The organism is Nocardia wallacei, from assembly GCF_014466955.1.
Classification (GTDB): domain Bacteria; phylum Actinomycetota; class Actinomycetes; order Mycobacteriales; family Mycobacteriaceae; genus Nocardia; species Nocardia wallacei.
Map to the genome: position 1 here is coordinate 2279842 of NZ_AP023396.1, position 18244 is coordinate 2298085.

At 66.2% G+C, this 18244-nt stretch carries 23 protein-coding genes; 15 read left to right on the forward strand and 8 right to left on the reverse strand.

Annotated elements, in window-relative coordinates; translation table 11 throughout:
- Positions 1 to 28: 28 nt before the first annotated feature.
- Together NWFMUON74_RS10255 and NWFMUON74_RS10260 are read right to left on the reverse strand one after the other, a co-directional pair.
- On the reverse strand, positions 29 to 982 hold the full coding sequence (locus NWFMUON74_RS10255; RefSeq protein WP_187687587.1) for an NsdA family TPR-like regulatory protein: 954 nt from the start codon (positions 980 to 982) through the stop codon (positions 29 to 31).
- A gap of 44 nt (positions 983 to 1026) precedes the next feature.
- On the reverse strand, positions 1027 to 2220 hold the full coding sequence (locus tag NWFMUON74_RS10260) for a helix-turn-helix domain-containing protein (protein WP_187687588.1): 1194 nt from the start codon (positions 2218 to 2220) through the stop codon (positions 1027 to 1029).
- Positions 2221 to 2855: 635 nt separating this feature from the next.
- Between NWFMUON74_RS10260 and NWFMUON74_RS10265 the strand changes: the two genes are divergently transcribed.
- From NWFMUON74_RS10265 to NWFMUON74_RS10305, 9 genes are all read left to right on the forward strand, one after another.
- Positions 2856 to 3128, forward strand: a complete 273-nt coding sequence (locus tag NWFMUON74_RS10265; protein ID WP_187687589.1) for a hypothetical protein — start codon at positions 2856 to 2858, stop codon at positions 3126 to 3128.
- Positions 3125 to 3307 carry a hypothetical protein gene (locus NWFMUON74_RS10270; RefSeq protein ID WP_187687590.1) on the forward strand — a complete coding sequence of 61 codons (183 nt, stop codon included), beginning with the start codon at positions 3125 to 3127 and terminating at the stop codon, positions 3305 to 3307. The genes NWFMUON74_RS10265 and NWFMUON74_RS10270 overlap by 4 nt, the downstream gene beginning before the upstream one ends.
- 4 nt (positions 3308 to 3311) lie before the next feature.
- Positions 3312 to 3647 carry a hypothetical protein gene (locus NWFMUON74_RS10275; RefSeq protein WP_187687591.1) on the forward strand — a complete coding sequence of 112 codons (336 nt, stop codon included), beginning with the start codon at positions 3312 to 3314 and terminating at the stop codon, positions 3645 to 3647.
- Between the two features lie 130 nt (positions 3648 to 3777).
- Complete coding sequence (locus NWFMUON74_RS10280; RefSeq protein WP_187687592.1) at positions 3778 to 4227, forward strand: hypothetical protein; 450 nt, start codon at positions 3778 to 3780, stop codon at positions 4225 to 4227.
- Positions 4228 to 4339: 112 nt separating this feature from the next.
- Positions 4340 to 4867 (forward strand): DUF3558 domain-containing protein, encoded by a 528-nt coding sequence (locus NWFMUON74_RS10285; RefSeq protein WP_187687593.1) that lies wholly within the window; start codon positions 4340 to 4342, stop codon positions 4865 to 4867.
- Between the two features lie 20 nt (positions 4868 to 4887).
- A complete protein-coding gene (locus NWFMUON74_RS10290; protein ID WP_187687594.1) occupies positions 4888 to 5271 on the forward strand; it encodes a hypothetical protein in 384 nt (127 codons plus the stop codon).
- 5 nt (positions 5272 to 5276) lie between these two features.
- Positions 5277 to 6653 carry a hypothetical protein gene (locus NWFMUON74_RS10295; RefSeq protein ID WP_187687595.1) on the forward strand — a complete coding sequence of 459 codons (1377 nt, stop codon included), beginning with the start codon at positions 5277 to 5279 and terminating at the stop codon, positions 6651 to 6653.
- Between the two features lie 93 nt (positions 6654 to 6746).
- The gene (locus tag NWFMUON74_RS10300) at positions 6747 to 7517 is read left to right on the forward strand and encodes an ESX secretion-associated protein EspG (protein WP_187687596.1); all 771 of its coding nucleotides are present in this window, start codon (positions 6747 to 6749) and stop codon (positions 7515 to 7517) included.
- 205 nt (positions 7518 to 7722) lie between these two features.
- A complete protein-coding gene (locus tag NWFMUON74_RS10305) occupies positions 7723 to 8118 on the forward strand; it encodes a hypothetical protein (RefSeq protein WP_187687597.1) in 396 nt (131 codons plus the stop codon).
- 8 nt (positions 8119 to 8126) lie between these two features.
- Here the strand turns inward: NWFMUON74_RS10305 and NWFMUON74_RS10310 are convergent, their stop codons facing one another.
- Positions 8127 to 8594 (reverse strand): bifunctional nuclease family protein, encoded by a 468-nt coding sequence (locus tag NWFMUON74_RS10310; RefSeq protein WP_187687598.1) that lies wholly within the window; start codon positions 8592 to 8594, stop codon positions 8127 to 8129.
- Positions 8595 to 8915: 321 nt separating this feature from the next.
- Between NWFMUON74_RS10310 and NWFMUON74_RS10315 the strand changes: the two genes are divergently transcribed.
- Positions 8916 to 9794 (forward strand): hypothetical protein, encoded by an 879-nt coding sequence (locus NWFMUON74_RS10315; RefSeq protein ID WP_187687599.1) that lies wholly within the window; start codon positions 8916 to 8918, stop codon positions 9792 to 9794.
- Between the two features lie 41 nt (positions 9795 to 9835).
- On the opposite strand, the gene NWFMUON74_RS10320 is transcribed toward NWFMUON74_RS10315, so the two are convergent.
- Entirely contained in the window at positions 9836 to 10699 is an 864-nt protein-coding gene (locus tag NWFMUON74_RS10320) for a phytanoyl-CoA dioxygenase family protein (RefSeq protein ID WP_187687600.1), read from the reverse strand.
- Positions 10696 to 11301 carry a TetR/AcrR family transcriptional regulator gene (locus NWFMUON74_RS10325; RefSeq protein ID WP_187687601.1) on the reverse strand — a complete coding sequence of 202 codons (606 nt, stop codon included), beginning with the start codon at positions 11299 to 11301 and terminating at the stop codon, positions 10696 to 10698. The genes NWFMUON74_RS10320 and NWFMUON74_RS10325 overlap by 4 nt, the downstream gene beginning before the upstream one ends.
- 144 nt (positions 11302 to 11445) lie before the next feature.
- On the opposite strand from NWFMUON74_RS10325, the gene NWFMUON74_RS10330 reads away from it, so the two are divergent.
- On the forward strand, positions 11446 to 11688 hold the full coding sequence (locus NWFMUON74_RS10330) for a hypothetical protein (protein WP_187687602.1): 243 nt from the start codon (positions 11446 to 11448) through the stop codon (positions 11686 to 11688).
- A gap of 88 nt (positions 11689 to 11776) precedes the next feature.
- Entirely contained in the window at positions 11777 to 12301 is a 525-nt protein-coding gene (locus NWFMUON74_RS10335; protein ID WP_187687603.1) for a hypothetical protein, read from the forward strand.
- A gap of 75 nt (positions 12302 to 12376) precedes the next feature.
- Here the strand turns inward: NWFMUON74_RS10335 and NWFMUON74_RS10340 are convergent, their stop codons facing one another.
- Complete coding sequence (locus NWFMUON74_RS10340) at positions 12377 to 13240, reverse strand: alpha/beta fold hydrolase (RefSeq protein WP_187687604.1); 864 nt, start codon at positions 13238 to 13240, stop codon at positions 12377 to 12379.
- Positions 13241 to 13601: 361 nt separating this feature from the next.
- Here NWFMUON74_RS10340 and NWFMUON74_RS10345 point away from each other — a divergent pair, with 361 nt between their 5' ends.
- On the forward strand, positions 13602 to 13964 hold the full coding sequence (locus tag NWFMUON74_RS10345; protein WP_187687605.1) for a hypothetical protein: 363 nt from the start codon (positions 13602 to 13604) through the stop codon (positions 13962 to 13964).
- A 101-nt stretch (positions 13965 to 14065) separates the two neighbouring features.
- On the opposite strand, the gene NWFMUON74_RS10350 is transcribed toward NWFMUON74_RS10345, so the two are convergent.
- Positions 14066 to 15487, reverse strand: coding sequence for a short-chain fatty acyl-CoA regulator family protein (locus tag NWFMUON74_RS10350; RefSeq protein ID WP_187687606.1), 1422 nt, complete (start codon positions 15485 to 15487; stop codon positions 14066 to 14068).
- A gap of 116 nt (positions 15488 to 15603) precedes the next feature.
- Between NWFMUON74_RS10350 and NWFMUON74_RS10355 the strand changes: the two genes are divergently transcribed.
- Complete coding sequence (locus NWFMUON74_RS10355; RefSeq protein ID WP_187687607.1) at positions 15604 to 17112, forward strand: MmgE/PrpD family protein; 1509 nt, start codon at positions 15604 to 15606, stop codon at positions 17110 to 17112.
- Between the two features lie 2 nt (positions 17113 to 17114).
- Here the strand turns inward: NWFMUON74_RS10355 and NWFMUON74_RS10360 are convergent, their stop codons facing one another.
- Entirely contained in the window at positions 17115 to 17285 is a 171-nt protein-coding gene (locus tag NWFMUON74_RS10360) for a DUF1737 domain-containing protein (RefSeq protein ID WP_187687608.1), read from the reverse strand.
- Between the two features lie 59 nt (positions 17286 to 17344).
- On the opposite strand from NWFMUON74_RS10360, the gene prpB reads away from it, so the two are divergent.
- On the forward strand, positions 17345 to 18241 hold the full coding sequence (prpB, locus tag NWFMUON74_RS10365) for a methylisocitrate lyase (protein ID WP_187689055.1): 897 nt from the start codon (positions 17345 to 17347) through the stop codon (positions 18239 to 18241).
- The last annotated feature ends 3 nt before the right edge of the window (positions 18242 to 18244 follow it).

An 18244-nucleotide genomic window follows, 5' to 3' on the forward strand; every position in this document is an offset into this window, starting at 1 on the left:
CTATGTCGAGGGCCCCGTACATGCAGTTTCAGGCGAGAACTCCGGTGGCGTAGTCGTCCAGCTGGCGTACGGCGCGAGAGGTCTCCCACGGTGCCATTCGGGCCCTGGTGTCGGCGTAGACCTGCATGACGCGATATGAGGTCCATCCGCGAGTGAGGTCGATCGCGTCGCGGGCCGCTGTGCAGGCCCGTTCGATGTCGGTCTCTGCGGCGACTCGCGCGAGTTCGAGGTATCCCTTCGCTCGGTCCCGTTTCATGTGCGGGGGGATGAGCGGCAGTGTAGCTTCGATTCTGTCAGCGGCGGCGGCGAATTCACCGGACAATGCCAGGCATTGCGCGGTCGTCCTACCAGTGACCCACCGCGAGTGGTAGTAGGCATAAGATTCGTCCGGAGTGGTCTGCTCGGCGAAATCGTCGGTGCCACGGTCCAATTGCGCCCACGCATGGCGGTGCCTGCCCGCTGTTGCGAAAGCCTTTGCCGCGCAGAGCCTCCGGAAATCAACCATTCGACCGTCACGTACGGGGATCAACAGCATCGCGTCCGCCAAATCGGCGGCTCGCGAATATTGACGGGTGGCGAGGGCCAACTTCGTGCGGCAGCAGAGTACCCCTGCCGCTACATCGGTGTCTCCGGCTTCATCCGCGTGCCGGTACGCCAGCTGGAACAGCTCATCGGCGCGCTGCAACTCCCCTTGGTCCCACACCGCCCAGGCGGTACTGGCGGTGGCTTTACCGGTTAGCGACTGGAGCGCGGGTTTCAGGCTCGTCGGACAGTCGCGCAGCAATGCGGTACATGACTTGGCTTGTGCTTCGATGATCGGTCGGACGGCATTCGCACCAAGCTTGTCATCCAATTGGATTGCCGCGTGGACTGATGTTTGCAGACGCTCGATGGAGTCGGCAGTAACAACGGGCGTGTCTCCTCGAAGGGCCGATATGCCCACTGCCGTCGCAGTCGAGACCAGGAAGTCTCGTCGGTTCACATCCGGGTCTCCCGTCAGTTCGTAGAATTACCTCGACCCCGACTTCAGGCGAGGACTCCGGTGGCGTACTCATCTAGCTGACGTACGGCACGAGCGGATTCCCATGGCATCATTTGAGCCCTGGTGTCGGCGTAGACCTGGCGGACGCGCGGCGAGGCATTTCCTCGAGTGAGGTCGACTGCTGTGCGTGCCGCTGTACATGCGCGGTCGATGTCGATTCCAGCCGCGGTACTCGCCAAATGGAGATTCCATAGCGCCTGGTCACGCTTTGCGTGTGCAGGGATGAGCGGCAACATCGTCTGCAACGTATCGGCCGCAGCATCCATCTCGTTGGACGCTTCCAGACAGCGGGCTGTGAGCGCGCCCGTTGTCCACCGCGACTGGTAGTAGCAGTACGATTCACCTGGAGTGGTCTGCTCATGGTGATCGTCGGTGACACGACCCAACTGTGCCCAGGCGTCGCGGTTACGACCGCTGGCGGCGAAAGCCTGTGCTGCACAAAGCCTTCGGAAGTCGATGACTCGGCCATCCCGTGCTGGAATCAACATCATAGCGTCCGCCAAGTCAGCGCCCCGCATGTACTGGTGTGTGTAGACCGCCAGTTGAGTGCGATGACAGAGGATTCCGGCCGCCAAGTCTGTGTCTCCGGATTCCTCAGCGTGCGTGTAAGCCAGTTGGAACAACTCGTCGGCGCGCTTGGTGTCCCCCTGATCCCAGACTGCCCATGCGTTGCTGGCCGTAGCCTCGCCAGCAAGCGACTGAAGTTCGCGTTTGAGATTCGCCGGACATTCGCGCAGCAGCGCCGTGCACGTCCGAGCCTGCGCTTCGATTATCGGGCGCGCTGCATTGGAGCCGAGTTTATCGTCCAGTTGCACCGCAGAGTGGACCGTGGTTCGTAGATGTTCGATCGCATCAGCGCCGACGATGGGTGTGTCGTCACCCCGCAGGGTCGACATGCCAACTACTGCCGCAGTCGTGGTTAGGAAGTCTCGACGGTTCACGTCCAGGTCTCCCGTCAGTTCGTGGAATCGTCTCTTGCTCCCATGGTCCGCGTTGATCAGAACCGTGTCGAGGCGCGATTGGAAGGCGATGCTGACTTGTGCGTTGGGGCGGCTCTCCCAGAAACTCACTGTGCGCTGCGCACATGTCAAGTCTTCCGCCAACTGCTGCTGAGTTTTTCTGGTCGCTTCCCGCAGAGCTTTGACGTGTCTCCCGGTCCACATCGTTACGTCCGCCACGGCACCCTCCCTGCCTGTTGCTGCCGATTGCTGAGACCTGCGTGCCCACTACCTTCCGCCGGCCTTGTGACCTGAGCAACATCTATCACGTGCTCGGTCGCCGAAGCGTCCAGAACGGTCACCGGAGCACTTTCGTCCGATGAAGGCCGACCCGAATGTTCCCGAAGGGAGAAGGTTCGAAATGGTGACGAATTTTCAAGCAGGAGAAGAGGTTACAACAGAGTCCGTGCGGTGGCGGCGGTTCGCCGAAATCGGCCGGCTCGCCGGTTGTGCTGGAGCGGCGTGATGGGTGACGACGGGAGTGTGTCACCTCCGACGGTGTGCGGGTTTGCCGATGCCGAGTTGGCGCATGAACAGATGCGCAGGCATCGCGAGTGCAGTCTCGAGCGATGTGTCTGGAAAGCCGCCGCGTACCACACATTGGTCCGAACAGGTTGTCTCGCACCGCAATCGCTCACTCCTCGGGACCGTGCCGCTGCGCGCGGCCTCGCATACCCACCTTTGCGGATCGAGATACCTCCGCCCGCTGCTCCGACCGCCGAGACATTGCGTCAGGTGCTCGATCGGCTCTCCGAGCTGGCGATGCCGCTCGGCTGTGCCGACCCAGGCGACGGGTCGCGGAGCGGGAGCTCGGGATGAGCGATCGGCGTACCGAAGTTGGCGGCTGGCAGGCGATCTGGCGGATCGATCGGCACCGCATTCGAATGTTGCTTGTCCGCAATACATCCGGATCGAGGCCGCTGCTGTCCGCGCCCGTTGCCGCCACCGCGCCGGATCTGGCGCAGATGCGCGAGCGTTTCCCCGATCTCTCGCCGCTGTGGGATGCGATCCGGCACGAGTACTGGACGGAAATCATTGCCACTCAGCAGGGCTCATCGAATCGAGCTGATGGAAGGAGGGTTCGTTGACATCCGATTCGGACTCTCGCTCGGTGCGGCTGCTCGCCGAGCGGGCCGCACGGGCGGGCTACCGCCTTGTCCACGGGCTGGGCGGTACCGATGCCTGGGTGCTGCTGGACGCCGACGACGGCGTGCCGCTGTACTCCGCCGCCACGCTCGATCTCATCGAGCGGTGGCTGTCCGAATGACGAGGTGGAGCGCCCGGTGAACCGGCGCGGCTACGGCATCGTTCGGGCTGACCTGGCGTCGTCGGTCGACGGATACGTCCGAGAGATTCGCGCCTTGGCAGTGGAACAGGAATGGGATCTGCGGGCGATCTTCGTAGAGCCTTCCGACCTGTGGTTTCCGCTGCTCTTGTCCTCGCTGGGGCTGCCCGGCACCGGTGTGGTTATCGTGCCGACGCCGGGGCACCTCGGCGGTTGGATGGATGTAGTCAGGGGGATGGTGGAGGTGTGGACGCTGGACCCTCCGAGGTGTTGGTCGCGGATCGAGACGGTGTCGGATGAACGCCGGGACAACCAGTCATGACTTTCGGGATGGCTGGAACCGTTGGTCGGCGTGGTGCGTCTGAGGTAGTGGAGCCGAGATGTTGCGTCAGGGGAGGAGTCGCAGTGGAAGCATCGAGAGGTTCGCCGCAATGGGTGAGGGAGGCGCCGCGATGGACGGCCGCTACGTCTGGCAGATTGCCATAGGGCTGGGGCCGCCGGATCGCGAAGGCCCGGGCTCGGTGTCGAGTGATGCGATTCATCCGGTCGCGCTGTCGCTGGGGGACAGCGTGCGCAAACTCGATGGTGGGGATGGGATTCCGTGCGTGACGGGATTCGGCCCGGTATCCGATCTGGCCGAGGCCGCGGTGCGGCTGAAGGGGTACGACTATGGCCTGGCGCATGTGCCGTTCGAATGCACACTGACCGTGTACGCGACAGACGACGAAATGGACGTGCTGCTTCGGCAGGTGTCCTGCGACCTAGCGGTGAATGCCGACGGCTACTCGTCGGCGGTGGGTCGGCACGTAACCATCGCTTTGCGGCCGATCTTCGAGTACGCCGCGATGGCGGCTTCGTATAGGTATCTGGTCGATCAGTACTCGGCGAACGCTGAGACATGAACGGGCCGGCTCGCTACCGAGGAGGCGGTCACGAGGCGACGGGAGGCGCACGTGGTTTGGTAAGGTCAGGCGGTCACGATGCGGCAGGGGATCGAGCTGAAGGGGGCGGTCGATGACACGCCGACTCGCGGTAGTTCTGCTGGTGGCATTGGCCCCGGGGCTGGGGGCGTGCAACGGTGGGGACGAGGGTGGCTCGACGGGGGCAGCGACGAGTAGCGCCGAGGCGAAGTTGTGGGATCCGTGTACTCAGATTCCGGACGATGCGCTGCAGCGTGCGGGGGTGGATCCGAGGACTAAGGAGAGCGGGATCGCGGGGGTGCACCAGAGCGGGTGGGAGATCTGCAGTTGGAGGGGGAAACGGTACACAGTTGGCGTGTTCTCCGGTAAACGATCGGTTCAGGAGATCGAGAGCAAGCCGGGTAACGTCGAGTTTCAAGACGTAGTGATCGCGGGACGCACGGGTCGGCAGTGGCGTGTCGAAGGAGCGAGTAAAGCCGACACTTGTGATGTCGCTTTCCCTGCTTCTCAGGGTGTGGTTCAACTGACGATCAGCAACAGCGCCATCATCGATAGCCCAGGCGATCCTTGCCTATCACTCAATACGGTCGGCGAGCAATTGGTTCCACTTCTGCCGCAATAGCAACGGGGAGGGCGTTCACAATGGCCGGAGAAGAAGCAGCGAGATGGCAACGCTTGGCCGAGCAAGCTCGCTCAGGTGGCCTGTATCTGGATGACGAAGCGATAGCACGTGAGTGCCTCGCGGCCTGTGACCAGCGACTGACAGATCTTCAGATCATGCTGGACACTGCGCGGTTCACTCAACGCGTCTCCGGGTTCGGCGATTTCGATATGGGTCGTGCACTCGAAGCAGGCTTCCTGAAGCAAGCCACCGGCGAGCCGAACTCTATCGACCAGGTCATCCTGGACCACATCGACACCGTGAAGAACATGCGCGAAGTCATGGCCCTCTCCATCAAACAGCTCACCGGCCAGGACGTCGACAACGCCGGTGAGATCGGCTCCACCGATCCGACGGGTAGGTAATCGTCGTGTCGTACCCCTATTACGGAATTCCCGATATGTCCCTACCCGCGATCGGTTCGCGGATGGGACGCGCATTGACGAGCTGGATCGCGGGGGAGGACATTCCCGACGCCACCAGCCCCAGCGAGGTGCAGGACCGGTACAACCGGCAGCGCGATTCCGTTCGTGGTGAGGCGTCGAAGATCGGGTTCGAGGGCGGGTTCCGGCCCCAATCCGTCCACAGCACAGACAATTTCGAACGACACGACCTGGCGACGTTGCGCGGGAAGGTCGACAAGATCGACCTGAAGGCCGTCGGTGATCTGGTGCAGGCGTGGCGGCAGATCGGGGTCAAGGAGACGACCTCGCTGCAGACGTTCCAGCTGGCGATGGGGAAGGCCACCGGTGAGGACATCTGGCGTGGCGAGTCGCGCAAGGCCGCCGCGCAGGCCGTCACCGATTACACGACCCAGGCGTCGCAGGTCGCCAAGGCCGCCGCGCTGACCAGCAGCAAGCTCTCGGAGTTGCGGACGGGCCTGGAACCGACGAAAGATCTTGTGCCGCATGTGCCGGAGCATCGCTCGGGTGCGAGCAATCTCCGGCACTGGATAGCCGGCCGAGGCTGGCGCAACGACGACACGGCGTACGCCAACGCCTACGCCGAGGCCAAACGCGTGCTGCAAACCGTGTACGCACCCGTTGTACGGGAAAGCGACACGAACGTCCCGCTCATCCCGAAGCCCAACGAGCCGAAACCCGGCCCGCCCGGTGACCAGCCGCCACCGTGGAAGCCCGGCGGCACCGCAACCGGTGGTCCCATCCCGTCGACCGGTCCGGACGCCAAACCCCCGACGCCGACTGCCGGTGAAGATGGTCCCGGGCCGCAAGGCACGGGCACGGAGAATTCGCAGCCCGACCCGACCGTCACGGGCCAGTCGGCAGGCACGGAGAATTCGGGGGACCTGACTGCTACCGATCCGGCGTCGACGACTGCGGCCAGTGTGGACGCGAACGGCACCGGTTCGAACGTACCCGGTTCGTCCCTACCTCGGGGCGGCAGCGGAAGTTCCGGCGGACCCATCGGCACCGGCGGCTCGGGCGGAGTCGGCGCTGGCGGTGTCGGCCAGGGTGGACCGGGCGGAGTCGGCGCCGGCGTGCCCTTCGCCGGACGCCCCGGCGCAGCCGCCGACGCCGGTGCCCGGCCCGGATCGTCCGCCGGTCGTGGCGGCGCCAACGGCATGCCGGGCATGGGAGGCCCGGCCGCCGCGGGCCGCGGTAAAGGCGACAAGGACGAGGACCGCACCAAGAACATTCCCGAATACCTGGTGACGAAGGAGCACGGTGACGAGCTGACGGGTATCCCGGACCTGCCGAAGACGGTACCTCCCGTTCTCGGCACATGACGGCGGCCGTGCTGTCGGCGCGCCCGAAGGGTCGGAAATGTCTGGCCAGCAACATCTTCGGTGCGGCAGGTAGCCGCGTGCAGAGGCCCGCGAATGCGCGCTGACAGGCAGTGGCGGTTCAGCGCGGCCGAGTTCCGAGTGCTCTGGGATTCGACCGGCCGAGATGTGCTGCCCTACCCGTTGGCGCACCGGTTCACCACCGAACACACCCAGGAGGAGGTGAACCGCAGTCGGCAACGGGCGGCGAGCACGGTTCTCCCGCGGCTCGACGAGGATCTCGAACGCGCCGTCACCGTCCTGCTGGCACCCGAGGCCCGCGTCGAGATCTCGGGATTTCGCGGACACCGCCGCGAACACCGCATCCGCATCCACGCCGCGGTGCACGACCGCCACGGCGCGATCGCGGTCCAGCGCCCCGGCCCGGACGACACCACCGGCGGCGACATCCACCTGACGTTCCTCGCTGCCGAGCGGGTGGCCTCCGCATTGGTCGCGAAGTTGCCCGAATGCGCTGCGGGACAAGGCCGAACGGTATCCATCCCGGTGGCGGAGCTGGACCGCCCCACCAGCAACGACCCCTGGGTCATCGCCCCGCGAGACCAGCTCACACGCCTGTTCAACCGCCCGACCACCGCGACATTCCACATCGCCGTCTACCCGTGGGGCAGCCCCGACAACCGCCACACCGAGGGCCGCAAGGACTTTCAGATCATCGACTGGGCCGATGACGGCCGCTACGCCTGCTTCGGCGACCGCACCGTCACGGTGAAACCCACCGACTCCACTCGAATGACCGCCCAGCTCCGGCAGATGCTGTCCCGCACGGTCGCCGAAGTCCGCGACGGCGTGCATCCGCCGCCCTGAGTCTTACCGCGGCAAACCCACCGAGGACCCGAACCGGTGCCCGCAACATGATGGACTCGGTCGGCGCGGCACCGTCAGCCCGCGGCGACGGCCCGGGAGCACAACGCACATTCGGCCCGTCGGACGCCGGGCAGCTAGGGTCGTCCTGTCGTTGGACGGATATGGCCGTGCCGGGACGGCGTTGACGGATGGAGGTCGTCGGTTCATGGCATTGCCACGGGTGGTGTGGTTGGTCGTGGCAGTCGCGGCGGCCCTGTGGGGCGTGTTCGTCGCAACCGAACCGCTGTACCAAATCTCCTCCTGCGAAGCCGTGAATATGGATGCCGTATGCGGCAATTCGATCTTCGCGCGATACGGCGCGGGATTGGTCGCGTTGTCAGCAGTACCGGTCGTCCTCTGCGCGGTCCCTGCCGCACCTGCTCTGCGGCGATACTCCTGGCTTGCCGCCGCGACGATCCTGCTCATCTCGGCAGCGGCGCTGACCGCCAACGACTCCGTCTTCGGCGCACTGGCCTACTACCTGCCGGTGGGCGTTCTCGCCCTCGCGGTGGCGTGGCTACAACGGTGGTACGAGCGCCGCCGAAATTCCCTGCCGCAATGACTATTCCGTCATGCATCCTCAGTGGAAACGCCAGCTGCCTGATCGGAGACAGTCGCGCTCTCGTTCTGCTCGCCGGGTGATGGATCGACCCCGTACTCGTTCAACACTCGTTCATCGACGTAGATCGGGGAGCCCACCCGCATCGCGATATTGACCGAGTCCGACGTGCGGGCCGGAACTCGTACATTGCCGTGGAAAAGCAACTCGGATTCGAACCTTTCCTCCCGCCGACCCACTACTCGTACTTCAAGGAGGGGATGTCCGAGCGCCGCAAGGAGGTTTCCGACCAGGTCGTGCGTCAGTGGTTCGACCGGCACTACGCCCTCCCGAGCCAAGACAACCGCGGTCGCCTCCGCATCCCCGACATGGATCGGCAGAAAGCGGCGGTCGCCATCGGCCGCGCGCAGCCACAGGACAGCCTGCCTCCGGGGTTCGGCACCCTCGATCGGTAGATGCTCGATGGTGATGCCTACCACGTGAAGTTCCCGCACGCCGCCCCTTCCGAACCGTCGGCGAAGGTCAGCGCGATCCTACCGCCGCGGTCTCCACGTTCCGCAGATGTCGTCGCGCACGGTCTCCACGTTCCGCATCGGCGTTCACCCGGGTCCTGAACGGGGATCCGCAGCGGCTGTCGGCCGGTATTTGCCGAGCGGTCTCGCCTCGGCCTCGGAGCCCCATCCGCCGGTGTAACGGCGTGTTTCCTTGTCGTACCGGCAAAGTCATCCGGGATGACTGAGCGTGCGCCATAATCGTCAATGGCATTGGGCGACACGAGATGTGGCTGAGGGGGCGATGCGGTGGCGGCCGGTACGAACGACTATCTTTCTTTGCTTCCTTCGACCTTGCAATGGGTATCGGAGGAACTCGACGCGTTGTCGCCGATACCGTGGTCGTTGTGGATCGGTGGTCTGTTCCCCGTCTACCTTGCCGCGGTGTCCGGTGCGATCTGGGCGTGGCGGGGCTTCTTCTGGCCTGTTCACTGCGCCTATCCGCATACGAGTAAGGGGTGGCCCTGCCGTAACTGGGTGGCAGGGGAATGGAGTCGCTGTCGGCACCACAATCGCCCCTTCAAGTACCGATACGGGCATCAAGTGGAGGTCAAGCTTCAGCGTTGGCAGACAGTGCGGCGGGGCAGAATCGTCGACAGCCCACGGCGCGGGGTCGGGGTGCTGCGGCTCCGGCCGGACGGTTCTACGCTCCTGTACGAGAAAGGCTTTGCCAGGCCGCCCATGGGCGTGGTCAAACTCTTGCCCACCAAGGCGAAGGAAGGAATTCGGCGACTCCGGGAGGCGCGCCTTCGCACGCCGGAAAATCGGGACGAAACTGTCGGGGCGGTGCAGGAGAGCTGGGAACCCCTGGCGCAGCGCACCGACATCGCGCAAGGTCTCGAACAGGTAGTGCGGGCCACGCGGTTCGCTACCGTCGCGTTCAGTGTGGCGCTCGGACTGACCATCCCCGCCATCGTCGTGCATGATCCGGTTCGGACTGCGCTGCAGTATCTGGCGACGTTGGGCTTCGTTCTGGCTTGGGCGGCAACGGATTCGGGGATTTACCGGCGTCGGGCCGATTGGCTGAGGGGTGCGTGCCTGAAGTCGCTGAAGTGGTGGCTCTGGGTTTTCGTGCCGGTGGGAGTGGCCAACCTTTTCTTCGCGGCGGCCAACAAGTCACCGACGTGAGTTTGCTGGGCGGCCTGGGGCGCCGGTTATGTCAGCGGCGTTCAGGGTGTTTCGAGCAGGCGTTTGGGGTGCATGCCGTTGACCTGGCCGATGAAGGGAGGGTGGATGCTGTAGCCGAGCATGCGGCGGATGTGTTCGGAGACGGTGCGGGCGGTGGTGCGGCCGGTGGACAGGGTGAAGGCTTCCTGAGGTCGCAGCCAGGGCTCGCAGTACTGGGCTGTGACGGCCAGGCGTGGATGGTCGGAGCGGTTCGCGCCCCCGCCGTGCCAGAGGGTTCCGAGGAAGAACACGCACGACCCCGGTGACATTTCGACGCTGATGATCGGGTCGGTGTCGGTAGGCCGCCGGTCGGCCCAGCGGTGGCTGCCCGGGATGACGACGGTGGCGCCGTTGGACGCGGTGAAGGGATCGATGGCCCACACCGTGGCCGCCGAGAGCGGCGGGCGGGGCCGGGCGAGCGGGTAGAACGCGTCGTCGTGGTGCAGCAGCTGCGTGCTCTCGCCGGGCAGGATGTTGATGACCTGCAGTTGGGACAGTAGGTAATTCGGCAGGAACAGCCGGTCGAGCAGGGCCAGTACGCGCGGATGATCGACGAGGCGGTCGCAGTCGCGGGTCTTGTCCAGCACGCTGTAGAGCCGTTGGGTGCGTTGGCCTTCGAACATGTTGCGGCCGGTGTGATCGAGCAGTTTTGCGGCGGTTTCGCGGATGCATGCGCAGTCCTCGGCCGTGATCAGGTCCTCGAGGACGACGTAGCCGTCACGTTCGAGGGCAGTGATATCGGTGTCGACCACCGCCGAATCCACTGTGAAACCGGAGCTTTCGGTCGACTTGTAGCGGCGCGCCAGGTCGCTGCCCAGATCTTCGAGTTCGGTGACAGTGCCATAGGAGGGAGTCTCGTGGTTCATGGTGTGTCTTCCTCTTCGCTGAGTCCCACAGCTCCGGAGACGAACGCCCAGAGCTGGTCGATGACGGACTCCGGAGCCGGACGAGGGGTACGGGTGAGCGCGACAGAGACCATGGCGTTGGTGCCGCCGAGGGTGGCGGCGGCCAGGTACTCCGGGTCTCGATCGGTCGGGATTTCGCCCTGGTGCTGGGCACGTCGCATATTGCGGGCACCGAGTTCGACGAGCATGGTCAGCCGCGCGGTGTGCGCGGCCGCCACCTCGCCGTCGCCGACCAGGCCACCGAGCACGATCGGGGCCAGCGGCTCCCCGTAGAGAAACCCTACCCAATCCCGGATCCGATGCTGTTCCCTTGCAGCCCAGCTGGTTTCGGTGTATTCGCGCAGCGCCGCAGCCTCGCAGAGCCGATCGTAGAACGACTCGAGCACCGCGATCAGCAATCCGGTGCGGGTGCCGAAGTACCGATACGGCAGCCCCGTGCTGACGCCCGCGCGCCGTGCGACCGCCGCGACCTCCAACTGCCCGGTCTCCCGCAACTCATCCGCCGCGGCCTGCAACAGATTCTGGCGCGCGGCGCTGCCGCGCGCGGTTACTGTCTTGCTCACCGCCCGATGGTAAGTTGAGTTCAACTCAATTGGCAAGTGTCGAGAGGCAGCCGGTTCAACGTGCCGCAGCACGCACCGTGCCGATCGAATCCCCAGGGCTTCTCGGGCCGGGGAATCGCCTGGTCGAAGGTTTAGAGTCGGGTCATGAAAGACCGTGCTGTGCTGATCGCGGGTTTGATCGGTGGTGTTGTCGGCGTGGTGTCGGCGAGTCCGTTCGCTCTGTACTTCGGGTTCGGGAATCCTGTGTTCGCCACCGTCGTTGTCGGCGTGGGGATTTTGCTGGCTGGAGCCGGAATGGTCGGTGGCTTGTGTGCTGCGCTGGCGTGGGCTGTCGAGGCGGATCGGCGTAGCGGTGGTTACCGCTGTCGTGGTGTGGGCCGGGTGTAGCCGGCCAAGTCGATGTTAAGTCGATTGCAAGTCCGGGCCGTTGTCATTGCCGACAGTCAGGTATGGCTCGGACAGGAGTTGGGACGACGTGAATCGACGAGCGAGTACGGCCATCGGGGTTGCGGCACTGGGGATTGCGGCCTTGGGGATTGTGGCGCCGCAGGCGGCCGCTGATCGGGGGCCGGAGGTGGAAACGCATACGCTCGCGCCCGGAATCTGGTGCACCGGAACGGTGTGCCGCAACGACACCGAACAGACCCACCGTATCGACTGGGAGGCGATCTGCCACAACCCCGGAGCGACGCAGGAATGGGTCACGGTGCCGGGGCAACATACCTGGGTGGGACCGCACAGCTGGGTGGGTCTGCGCGCGGACTGCCCGGTCGAGCAGGAACCCGGCAGATGGGTGCAGGACCCGCCCTATTACACGGGAACCTACAGCAATGGCCCGGGCTATTACGTGTATCCCCAGCCGCGCTGGGAATCCGGCGCCACCCACAGGGGTGTGGTGCGGGACGCGGGGTACACCGGTGCGGTCCCGGACAATTCGCAGCCGCCCGCCCCCACACCGCTCCAATATCTCCTGGGCCTTCCCAGCGGGTCGGCGGGCTGAACGAGTTCCCCGGCGAGTCCGGCATCTGCACCGTGTGGGCGGCCGGACCGACGAATTGCCTACCGGCCGTGGCGGTTACAGCGCGAGCATGGCCGCGGCGACCTGGTCGGCCGCCCTATGCCGCAGCGCGGTTCCCATATCGTCGAGAACGAGCAGTCGGGCGCGGGGGATTTCGGCGGCGAGGGCCTCGCCGTTGCCGACCGGGAAGAACGGGTCGGCTCGACCGTGCACCACGAGTGTGGGGAGGTCGAGCGAACCGAGCCGGTCGCGCCAGCGTGGGGCGCAGTCGATGCGGGAGAACACCATCCCGAGTTGGTTCGCCTGATGCACCGCGGGATCGCTGGAGGGTGTCCGATCCCAGATCCGGGCCGCCGTCGTTCGCGCTTGCTCCGGATCGTTGCCCAGCGGTTCGGCACCTGCCGCGGCGAACTCGGCTACAGCGTCCCGGTCGGTCCAATCCGGCATCGGACGGGAGAACAGCGCGCCCAGGACCGCGTGGTCGTGGTCCGGCAGGTCCGCATCGACCGGGCCCGGCGCCACCGGCCGCGTGCCGACGAGGGTGAGCGCGGAGAAGACGTCTGGATGATCCAGCGCGGCGACCTGAGCGACCATCCCGCCCACCCCGATACCACCGAGATGAGCGGTCCCGGCCCCCAGCACCTCGACCAGCGCGGCCGCGTCGGCGACCAGGTCTCGCAGGTCGTACGCCGGATTCTCCGGGTCCACGGTCGTCGATGCGCCGGAGTCGCGCAGGTCGTAGCGGACCACGCGGCGCCCGCCCGCCGCCAGCCGCTCGCACAGCGGGTCGGGCCAGGACAACATCGTCGTGCCACCCGCCAGCAGCACGAGCGGATCCTGCGCGCGGCCGAAACTCTCGATGCCCAGATCCACACCGTTCGCCCGTACCGAGGTCGTGCTCGATCGTGTCGGTCTCGCCATACCTGCCTCCTGTCTGTCGTACACCCCGAAGGTCCCGACGGCAGATCCACCCGAAAATAATCGGTGCCAGGATCCGGTCATGTGGTCGTGCCGATGTACTCGCATATCGGGCGCGGCGTTATCGCGAAGCCGCAGCGCAACTATCCTGCTCTTCGAACTCCGGCTGCGGTGTGTGCGAGGCGAATACGTGCCGGGTTTCGCGGGCGTGAGGTGCGCGAGATCGTGAACTCGGCGTGCTTGCTCCGCGCCCGGCATTTATCTACTGTCTACGTACGTAGGCAGTAGTTGTGGTTGGATCGGCCCAGTGCGGTTCCGACCGGCTTTCCCCGTCGTTTTCGGTGGGGCGGAAAGGATGTGCACGATGACGAATTCCGAGAATCTGTCGCGCCGGATGGCGGCAGGAGCGGTCGCCGCGGTCGCGGTGGCGGCCGGTGTGGCCGTTGCTTTCTCGGCCCCCGCGTCCGCGGAGACCGCCGTTGTCGCCGAGCCCGGTGCCGTGACGGTGGAAGAAGTGCACGGTAAGGGCAATGGGAATCGCGGCAAGGGCAACAACCGTGGCCGCGGTTGGGACCGCGGGCCGGGCTGGGATCGCGGCTGGGACCGTGGCTGGAATCGCGGCTGGGATCGCGGCCCCGGCTGGAATGGCCCCGGCTGGAACGGCCCGGGTTGGAATGGCCCCGGTTGGAACGGTTTCCGGCTGCCCGGCACCGGCAGCGCTTTCTGACCCGGCGCGCCGAAAAGGCGCGAATGCCCAGCGTCCTACGCTTCTCGGTCCGGAGCAGGTGAGTGGACTGTCGCGGACGTCGAAAGGTCCGCGACAGCCGCTCACTGGACCGCGCGGGGGTAGGGCAGGTCGATCGATGTATTCTCGGTGACAGCCAAGGGACGCCCGATCTGCGGAAACGCACGCTGCGGACACGTCGACCGCTCACACACCTTGCACCCCGCACCGATGGGAATAGCGGCAGAGGGATCATCGAGCTGCAATCCCTTCGAATACACCAGCTTGTCGGCGTATTCGATATCGCACCCCAGCCCGATAGCGAATTCCTTTGCCGCCGTGCCGAACCCGCGCGGTGTGGAGTGGGCGGTACGGGCGATCCAGAGATACCGGCGCCCGTCGGGCATCGAGGCGACCTGGGTGAGGATGCGCCCGGGATGTGCGAACGCCTCGTGCACCACCCACAGCGGACAGCTCCCGCCCACCCGGGAGAAGTGAAACGCGGTGGCGGACTGGCGTTTCGAGATGTTCCCGGCACGGTCGGTCCGCACGAAGAAGAACGGCACCCCGCGCTGCCCCTGCCGCTGCAGCGTCGACAGACGATGGCAGACCGTCTCGAAACCGACCTCGAATCGCAGGCCGAGCAGATCGATGTCGTAATGCAATTCCTCCGCCGAGCGCAGGAACTTCCCGTACGGCAGCACCAGCGCACCGGCGAAGTAGTTCGCCAGCCCCACCCGCGCCAGCGACCGGGACTCACCGGTGAGCGACGGCGTATCGCTGAGCACCTCGTCGATGAGCGGCCCGTACAGCAGGAACGCCAATGTGGTCGCGATCTGGAACGCCCGCTGCCCGGGCCGCAGCCGCCGGGCCAGGGTGAGCGTGCGGGTTTCGCTGTCGAAGTGGCGTTTCGGGATGGCCGGGTCCGCGCCATCGCCGCGGACCAGCACCGTTACCCCGGCTCGTTCCTCGGCGACGCGGGCCAGCTGCCGGTCCAGCGATCCGATGGACAGCCCGCACTCGTCGAACAGCCGCTCGGCGGCCAGATCCAGTTGCGCGATGTGGTTGTGATGGTCGTAGAAGAAATCGCGGACGTCTTCGTAGGGCATCGGCACGCCGGGCGCGCCGGTCGGCGTGGCGACCTTGGAGGACAGCAGGTCCAGCTGGTCGGTGGCCGCGCGCAGGCGGCGGTGCATCGCGACGATGGTCTTGGCGACCTCGGGTAGCCGAGTGGCGAGATCCTCGACCTCGGCGGCGGGCGGCGCCGTGCCGCCGGCGGCCTCCACCAGCACCTCGTGCAGGTCCGACACCAACCGGGCGTCCGAGTCGGCGGCGAAGAACTGGACGTCCAGATCGAACGTCGAATTGAGTTTCAGCAGTACCGGAATGGTGAGCGGCCGCTGGTCACGCTCGAGCTGGTTGAGATAGCTGGGGGACAGCTCCAGCGACTTCGCCAGCGCCGCCTGGGTCATCCGCCGTTCCTCGCGCAACCGCCGTAGTCGGGCACCCGCATACATCTTGCGCACGCCGCCGATGCTACCCACTGGCTTCGCAAACATTGCAATATTGGCGGTACTCGCCGACAAAAATCTACCGTTGCAAGGTGTTTTGCGGTCGAGCCGTGCTGCGTAGCGTGCGAAGTATGAAGCCTCATATCGTACGTGCCCACGCCGCGGCCGATGACTTCCCCCGGGCGGAGCATCTGGCGACGCGGATCGCTGAGGTCGCCGCGGACCCGGTCGCGGTGCCCGGGGAGGTTGCCGAGATGATCGTCAACCGGATCATCGACAACGCCGGGGTGGCCGCCGCCGCACTGCTGCGCCGCCCGCCGACGACCGCACGGCACCAGGCCGAGGCGCACCCGTATCGGCCCGGCGCCACGGTGTTCGGCCTGCCCGCCGCGCAGCGGTTCGCGCCGGAGTGGGCGGCATGGGCCAACGGAGTCGCCGTGCGGGAGTTGGACTTTCACGACACCTTCCTGGCCGCCGAGTACTCACACCCCGGCGACAACATCCCGCCGATCCTGGCGGTCGCGCAGCACACCGGGCGCAGTGGCGCGGAGCTGATCCGCGGCCTGGCCACCGGTTACGAGATCCAGATCGACCTGGCGCGCGGTATCTGCCTGCACGAGCACAAGATCGACCATGTGGCGCATCTGGGCCCGTCGGCGGCCGCGGGCATCGGCACGCTGCTCGGCCTCGACGTCGAGACCGTGTATCAGGCCATCGGTCAGGCGTTGCACACCACCACCGCGACCAGGCAGTCGCGCAAGGGCGAGATCTCCACCTGGAAGGCGTACGCCCCCGCGTTCGCCGCAAAGATGGCCGTGGAGGCGGTGGATCGGGCGATGCGCGGCGAGGGCGCGCCCGCTCCGATCTGGGAGGGCGAGGACGGGGTGATCGCCCGGCTGCTGGGCGGGCGGGATGCGGAATACGCTGTGCCGCTGCCGGTCCCGGGTGAACCGAAGCGCGCGATCCTCGACAGCTACACCAAGGAGCATTCCGCCGAGTACCAGAGTCAAGCGCCGATCGACCTGGCCCGGCGGATGCGGTCGCGCATCGGTGACCTCGACCAGGTCGTCTCCATCGTGTTGTACACCAGCCACCACACCCACGTGGTGATCGGCAGCGGTTCGGGGGATCCGCAGAAGTACGACCCGAATGCCGGCCGGGAGACGCTGGACCATTCCGTGCCCTACATCTTCGCCGTCGCGTTGCAGGACGGGACCTGGCACCACGAGCGCTCGTACGCGCCGGAGCGGGCGCGGCGGCCCGACACCGTGGCGCTGTGGCACAAGATCCGCACCGTGGAGGATCCCGAGTGGACGCGCCGCTACCACTCGGCCGACCCGGCGGAGAAGGCATTCGGCGCGCGTGCCGAAGTGACGCTGACCAGCGGCGAGACGATCGTCGACGAACTGGCGGTGGCCGACGCGCATCCGCTCGGCGCGCGCCCGTTCGGACGGGAGCAGTACATCGCCAAATTCCGCACGCTCACCGAGGGCGTGCTCGAACCGGCCGAACAGGACCGCTTCCTGGCCGCGGCGCAACGCACCCCGATGCTGCGGCCGGGCGAACTCGACCAGCTCACGTTCACCGTGTCAAACGCGGTCCTCGCCACCGCGCCGTCGACCGGAAAGGGAATCTTCTGATGTCAGCGCGGATCCCACACCACGGCCTGGGCCGCGATCACCGCGGTGCCGTTGAAGGTGACCGCCGGGGAACCGTGCAGCCGGTACCCCTCCTCGAGCAGTGTGCTGATCCGCTCGCAGAAGGTGACGTCGTCGGGTCCGGTGATCAGGCGATAGCGCAGCGGCTCGGTCATGAGCCGAGCCTAGTGGGGGTGGCTCACATCGCTGGGCGGTGGTTGGCGTGAGTGGGTTGATGGTGGGGGAGCGGACGGCGGGGGAGAAGCGGCGGGGGTTGCGGGACGGGTTGGGGAGCGGGCGGATTCAGCGGTTGCCGGGGGCGTTCAACCCGTTGGTGGCCAAGGTGATTCAGGAGATCGGGTTCGAGGGGGTGTATGTGTCCGGGGCGGTGGTGTCGGCGGAACTCGCGCTGCCCGATATCGGGTTGACGACGTCGAGTGAGGTGACCGCGCGGGGGCGGGAGATCGCGCGGGTCACCGAGCTGCCGACGTTGATCGATGCCGACACGGGATTCGGCGAACCGATGAACGCCGCCCGCACCGTCACGCTGCTGGAGGACGCGGGGCTGGCCGGATGTCACATCGAGGACCAGGTGAACCCGAAACGGTGCGGGCATCTCGACGGCAAGGCGGTGGTCCCGGCAGCCGACATGGTGCGGCGCATCCGCGCCGCGGTCTCGGCCCGCCGCGATCCGGACTTCGTGATCTGCGCCCGCACCGACGCCCGCGGCATCGAGGGCCTGCCCGCGGCGATCGACCGGGCCAAGGCATACGCGGACGCGGGCGCCGACCTGATCTTCACCGAGGCGCTGGCCGACGCCGCGGAGTTCGTGAAGTTCCGTGCGGCCGTGGATGTCCCGCTGCTGGCCAATATGACCGAGTTCGGCAAATCCGAGCTGCTGTCGGCACGGACGCTGGAGGAGATCGGCTACAACGCCGTCATCTACCCGGTGACCACACTGCGGCTGGCCATGTTCGCGGCGGAGCAGGGCTTGCGCGAGATCGCCGCCGCCGGAACCCAATCCGGTCTGCTGGATCGCATGCAACACCGATCGCGGCTGTACGAGCTGCTCGATTACCAGCGTTACAACGAGTTCGATTCCGGCATATTCGATTTCACCGTGAGCGAGTGACCC

Bases quoted from the DNA above. Each gene is read 5' to 3' on its own strand.
- NWFMUON74_RS10265 (WP_187687589.1), top strand. From the start codon at position 2,856: ATGAGCGATCGGCGTACCGAAGTTGGCGGCTGGCAGGCGATCTGGCGG.
- NWFMUON74_RS10280 (WP_187687592.1), top strand. From the start codon at position 3,778: ATGGACGGCCGCTACGTCTGGCAGATTGCCATAGGGCTGGGGCCGCCG.
- NWFMUON74_RS10285 (WP_187687593.1), top strand. From the start codon at position 4,340: ATGACACGCCGACTCGCGGTAGTTCTGCTGGTGGCATTGGCCCCGGGG.
- NWFMUON74_RS10290 (WP_187687594.1), top strand. From the start codon at position 4,888: ATGGCCGGAGAAGAAGCAGCGAGATGGCAACGCTTGGCCGAGCAAGCT.
- NWFMUON74_RS10300 (WP_187687596.1), top strand. From the start codon at position 6,747: ATGCGCGCTGACAGGCAGTGGCGGTTCAGCGCGGCCGAGTTCCGAGTG.
- NWFMUON74_RS10305 (WP_187687597.1), top strand. From the start codon at position 7,723: ATGGCATTGCCACGGGTGGTGTGGTTGGTCGTGGCAGTCGCGGCGGCC.
- NWFMUON74_RS10320 (WP_187687600.1), bottom strand. From the start codon at position 10,699: ATGAACCACGAGACTCCCTCCTATGGCACTGTCACCGAACTCGAAGAT.
- NWFMUON74_RS10330 (WP_187687602.1), top strand. From the start codon at position 11,446: ATGAAAGACCGTGCTGTGCTGATCGCGGGTTTGATCGGTGGTGTTGTC.
- NWFMUON74_RS10340 (WP_187687604.1), bottom strand. From the start codon at position 13,240: ATGGCGAGACCGACACGATCGAGCACGACCTCGGTACGGGCGAACGGT.
- NWFMUON74_RS10345 (WP_187687605.1), top strand. From the start codon at position 13,602: ATGACGAATTCCGAGAATCTGTCGCGCCGGATGGCGGCAGGAGCGGTC.
- NWFMUON74_RS10355 (WP_187687607.1), top strand. From the start codon at position 15,604: ATGAAGCCTCATATCGTACGTGCCCACGCCGCGGCCGATGACTTCCCC.
- NWFMUON74_RS10360 (WP_187687608.1), bottom strand. From the start codon at position 17,285: ATGACCGAGCCGCTGCGCTATCGCCTGATCACCGGACCCGACGACGTC.
- prpB (WP_187689055.1), top strand. From the start codon at position 17,345: ATGGTGGGGGAGCGGACGGCGGGGGAGAAGCGGCGGGGGTTGCGGGAC.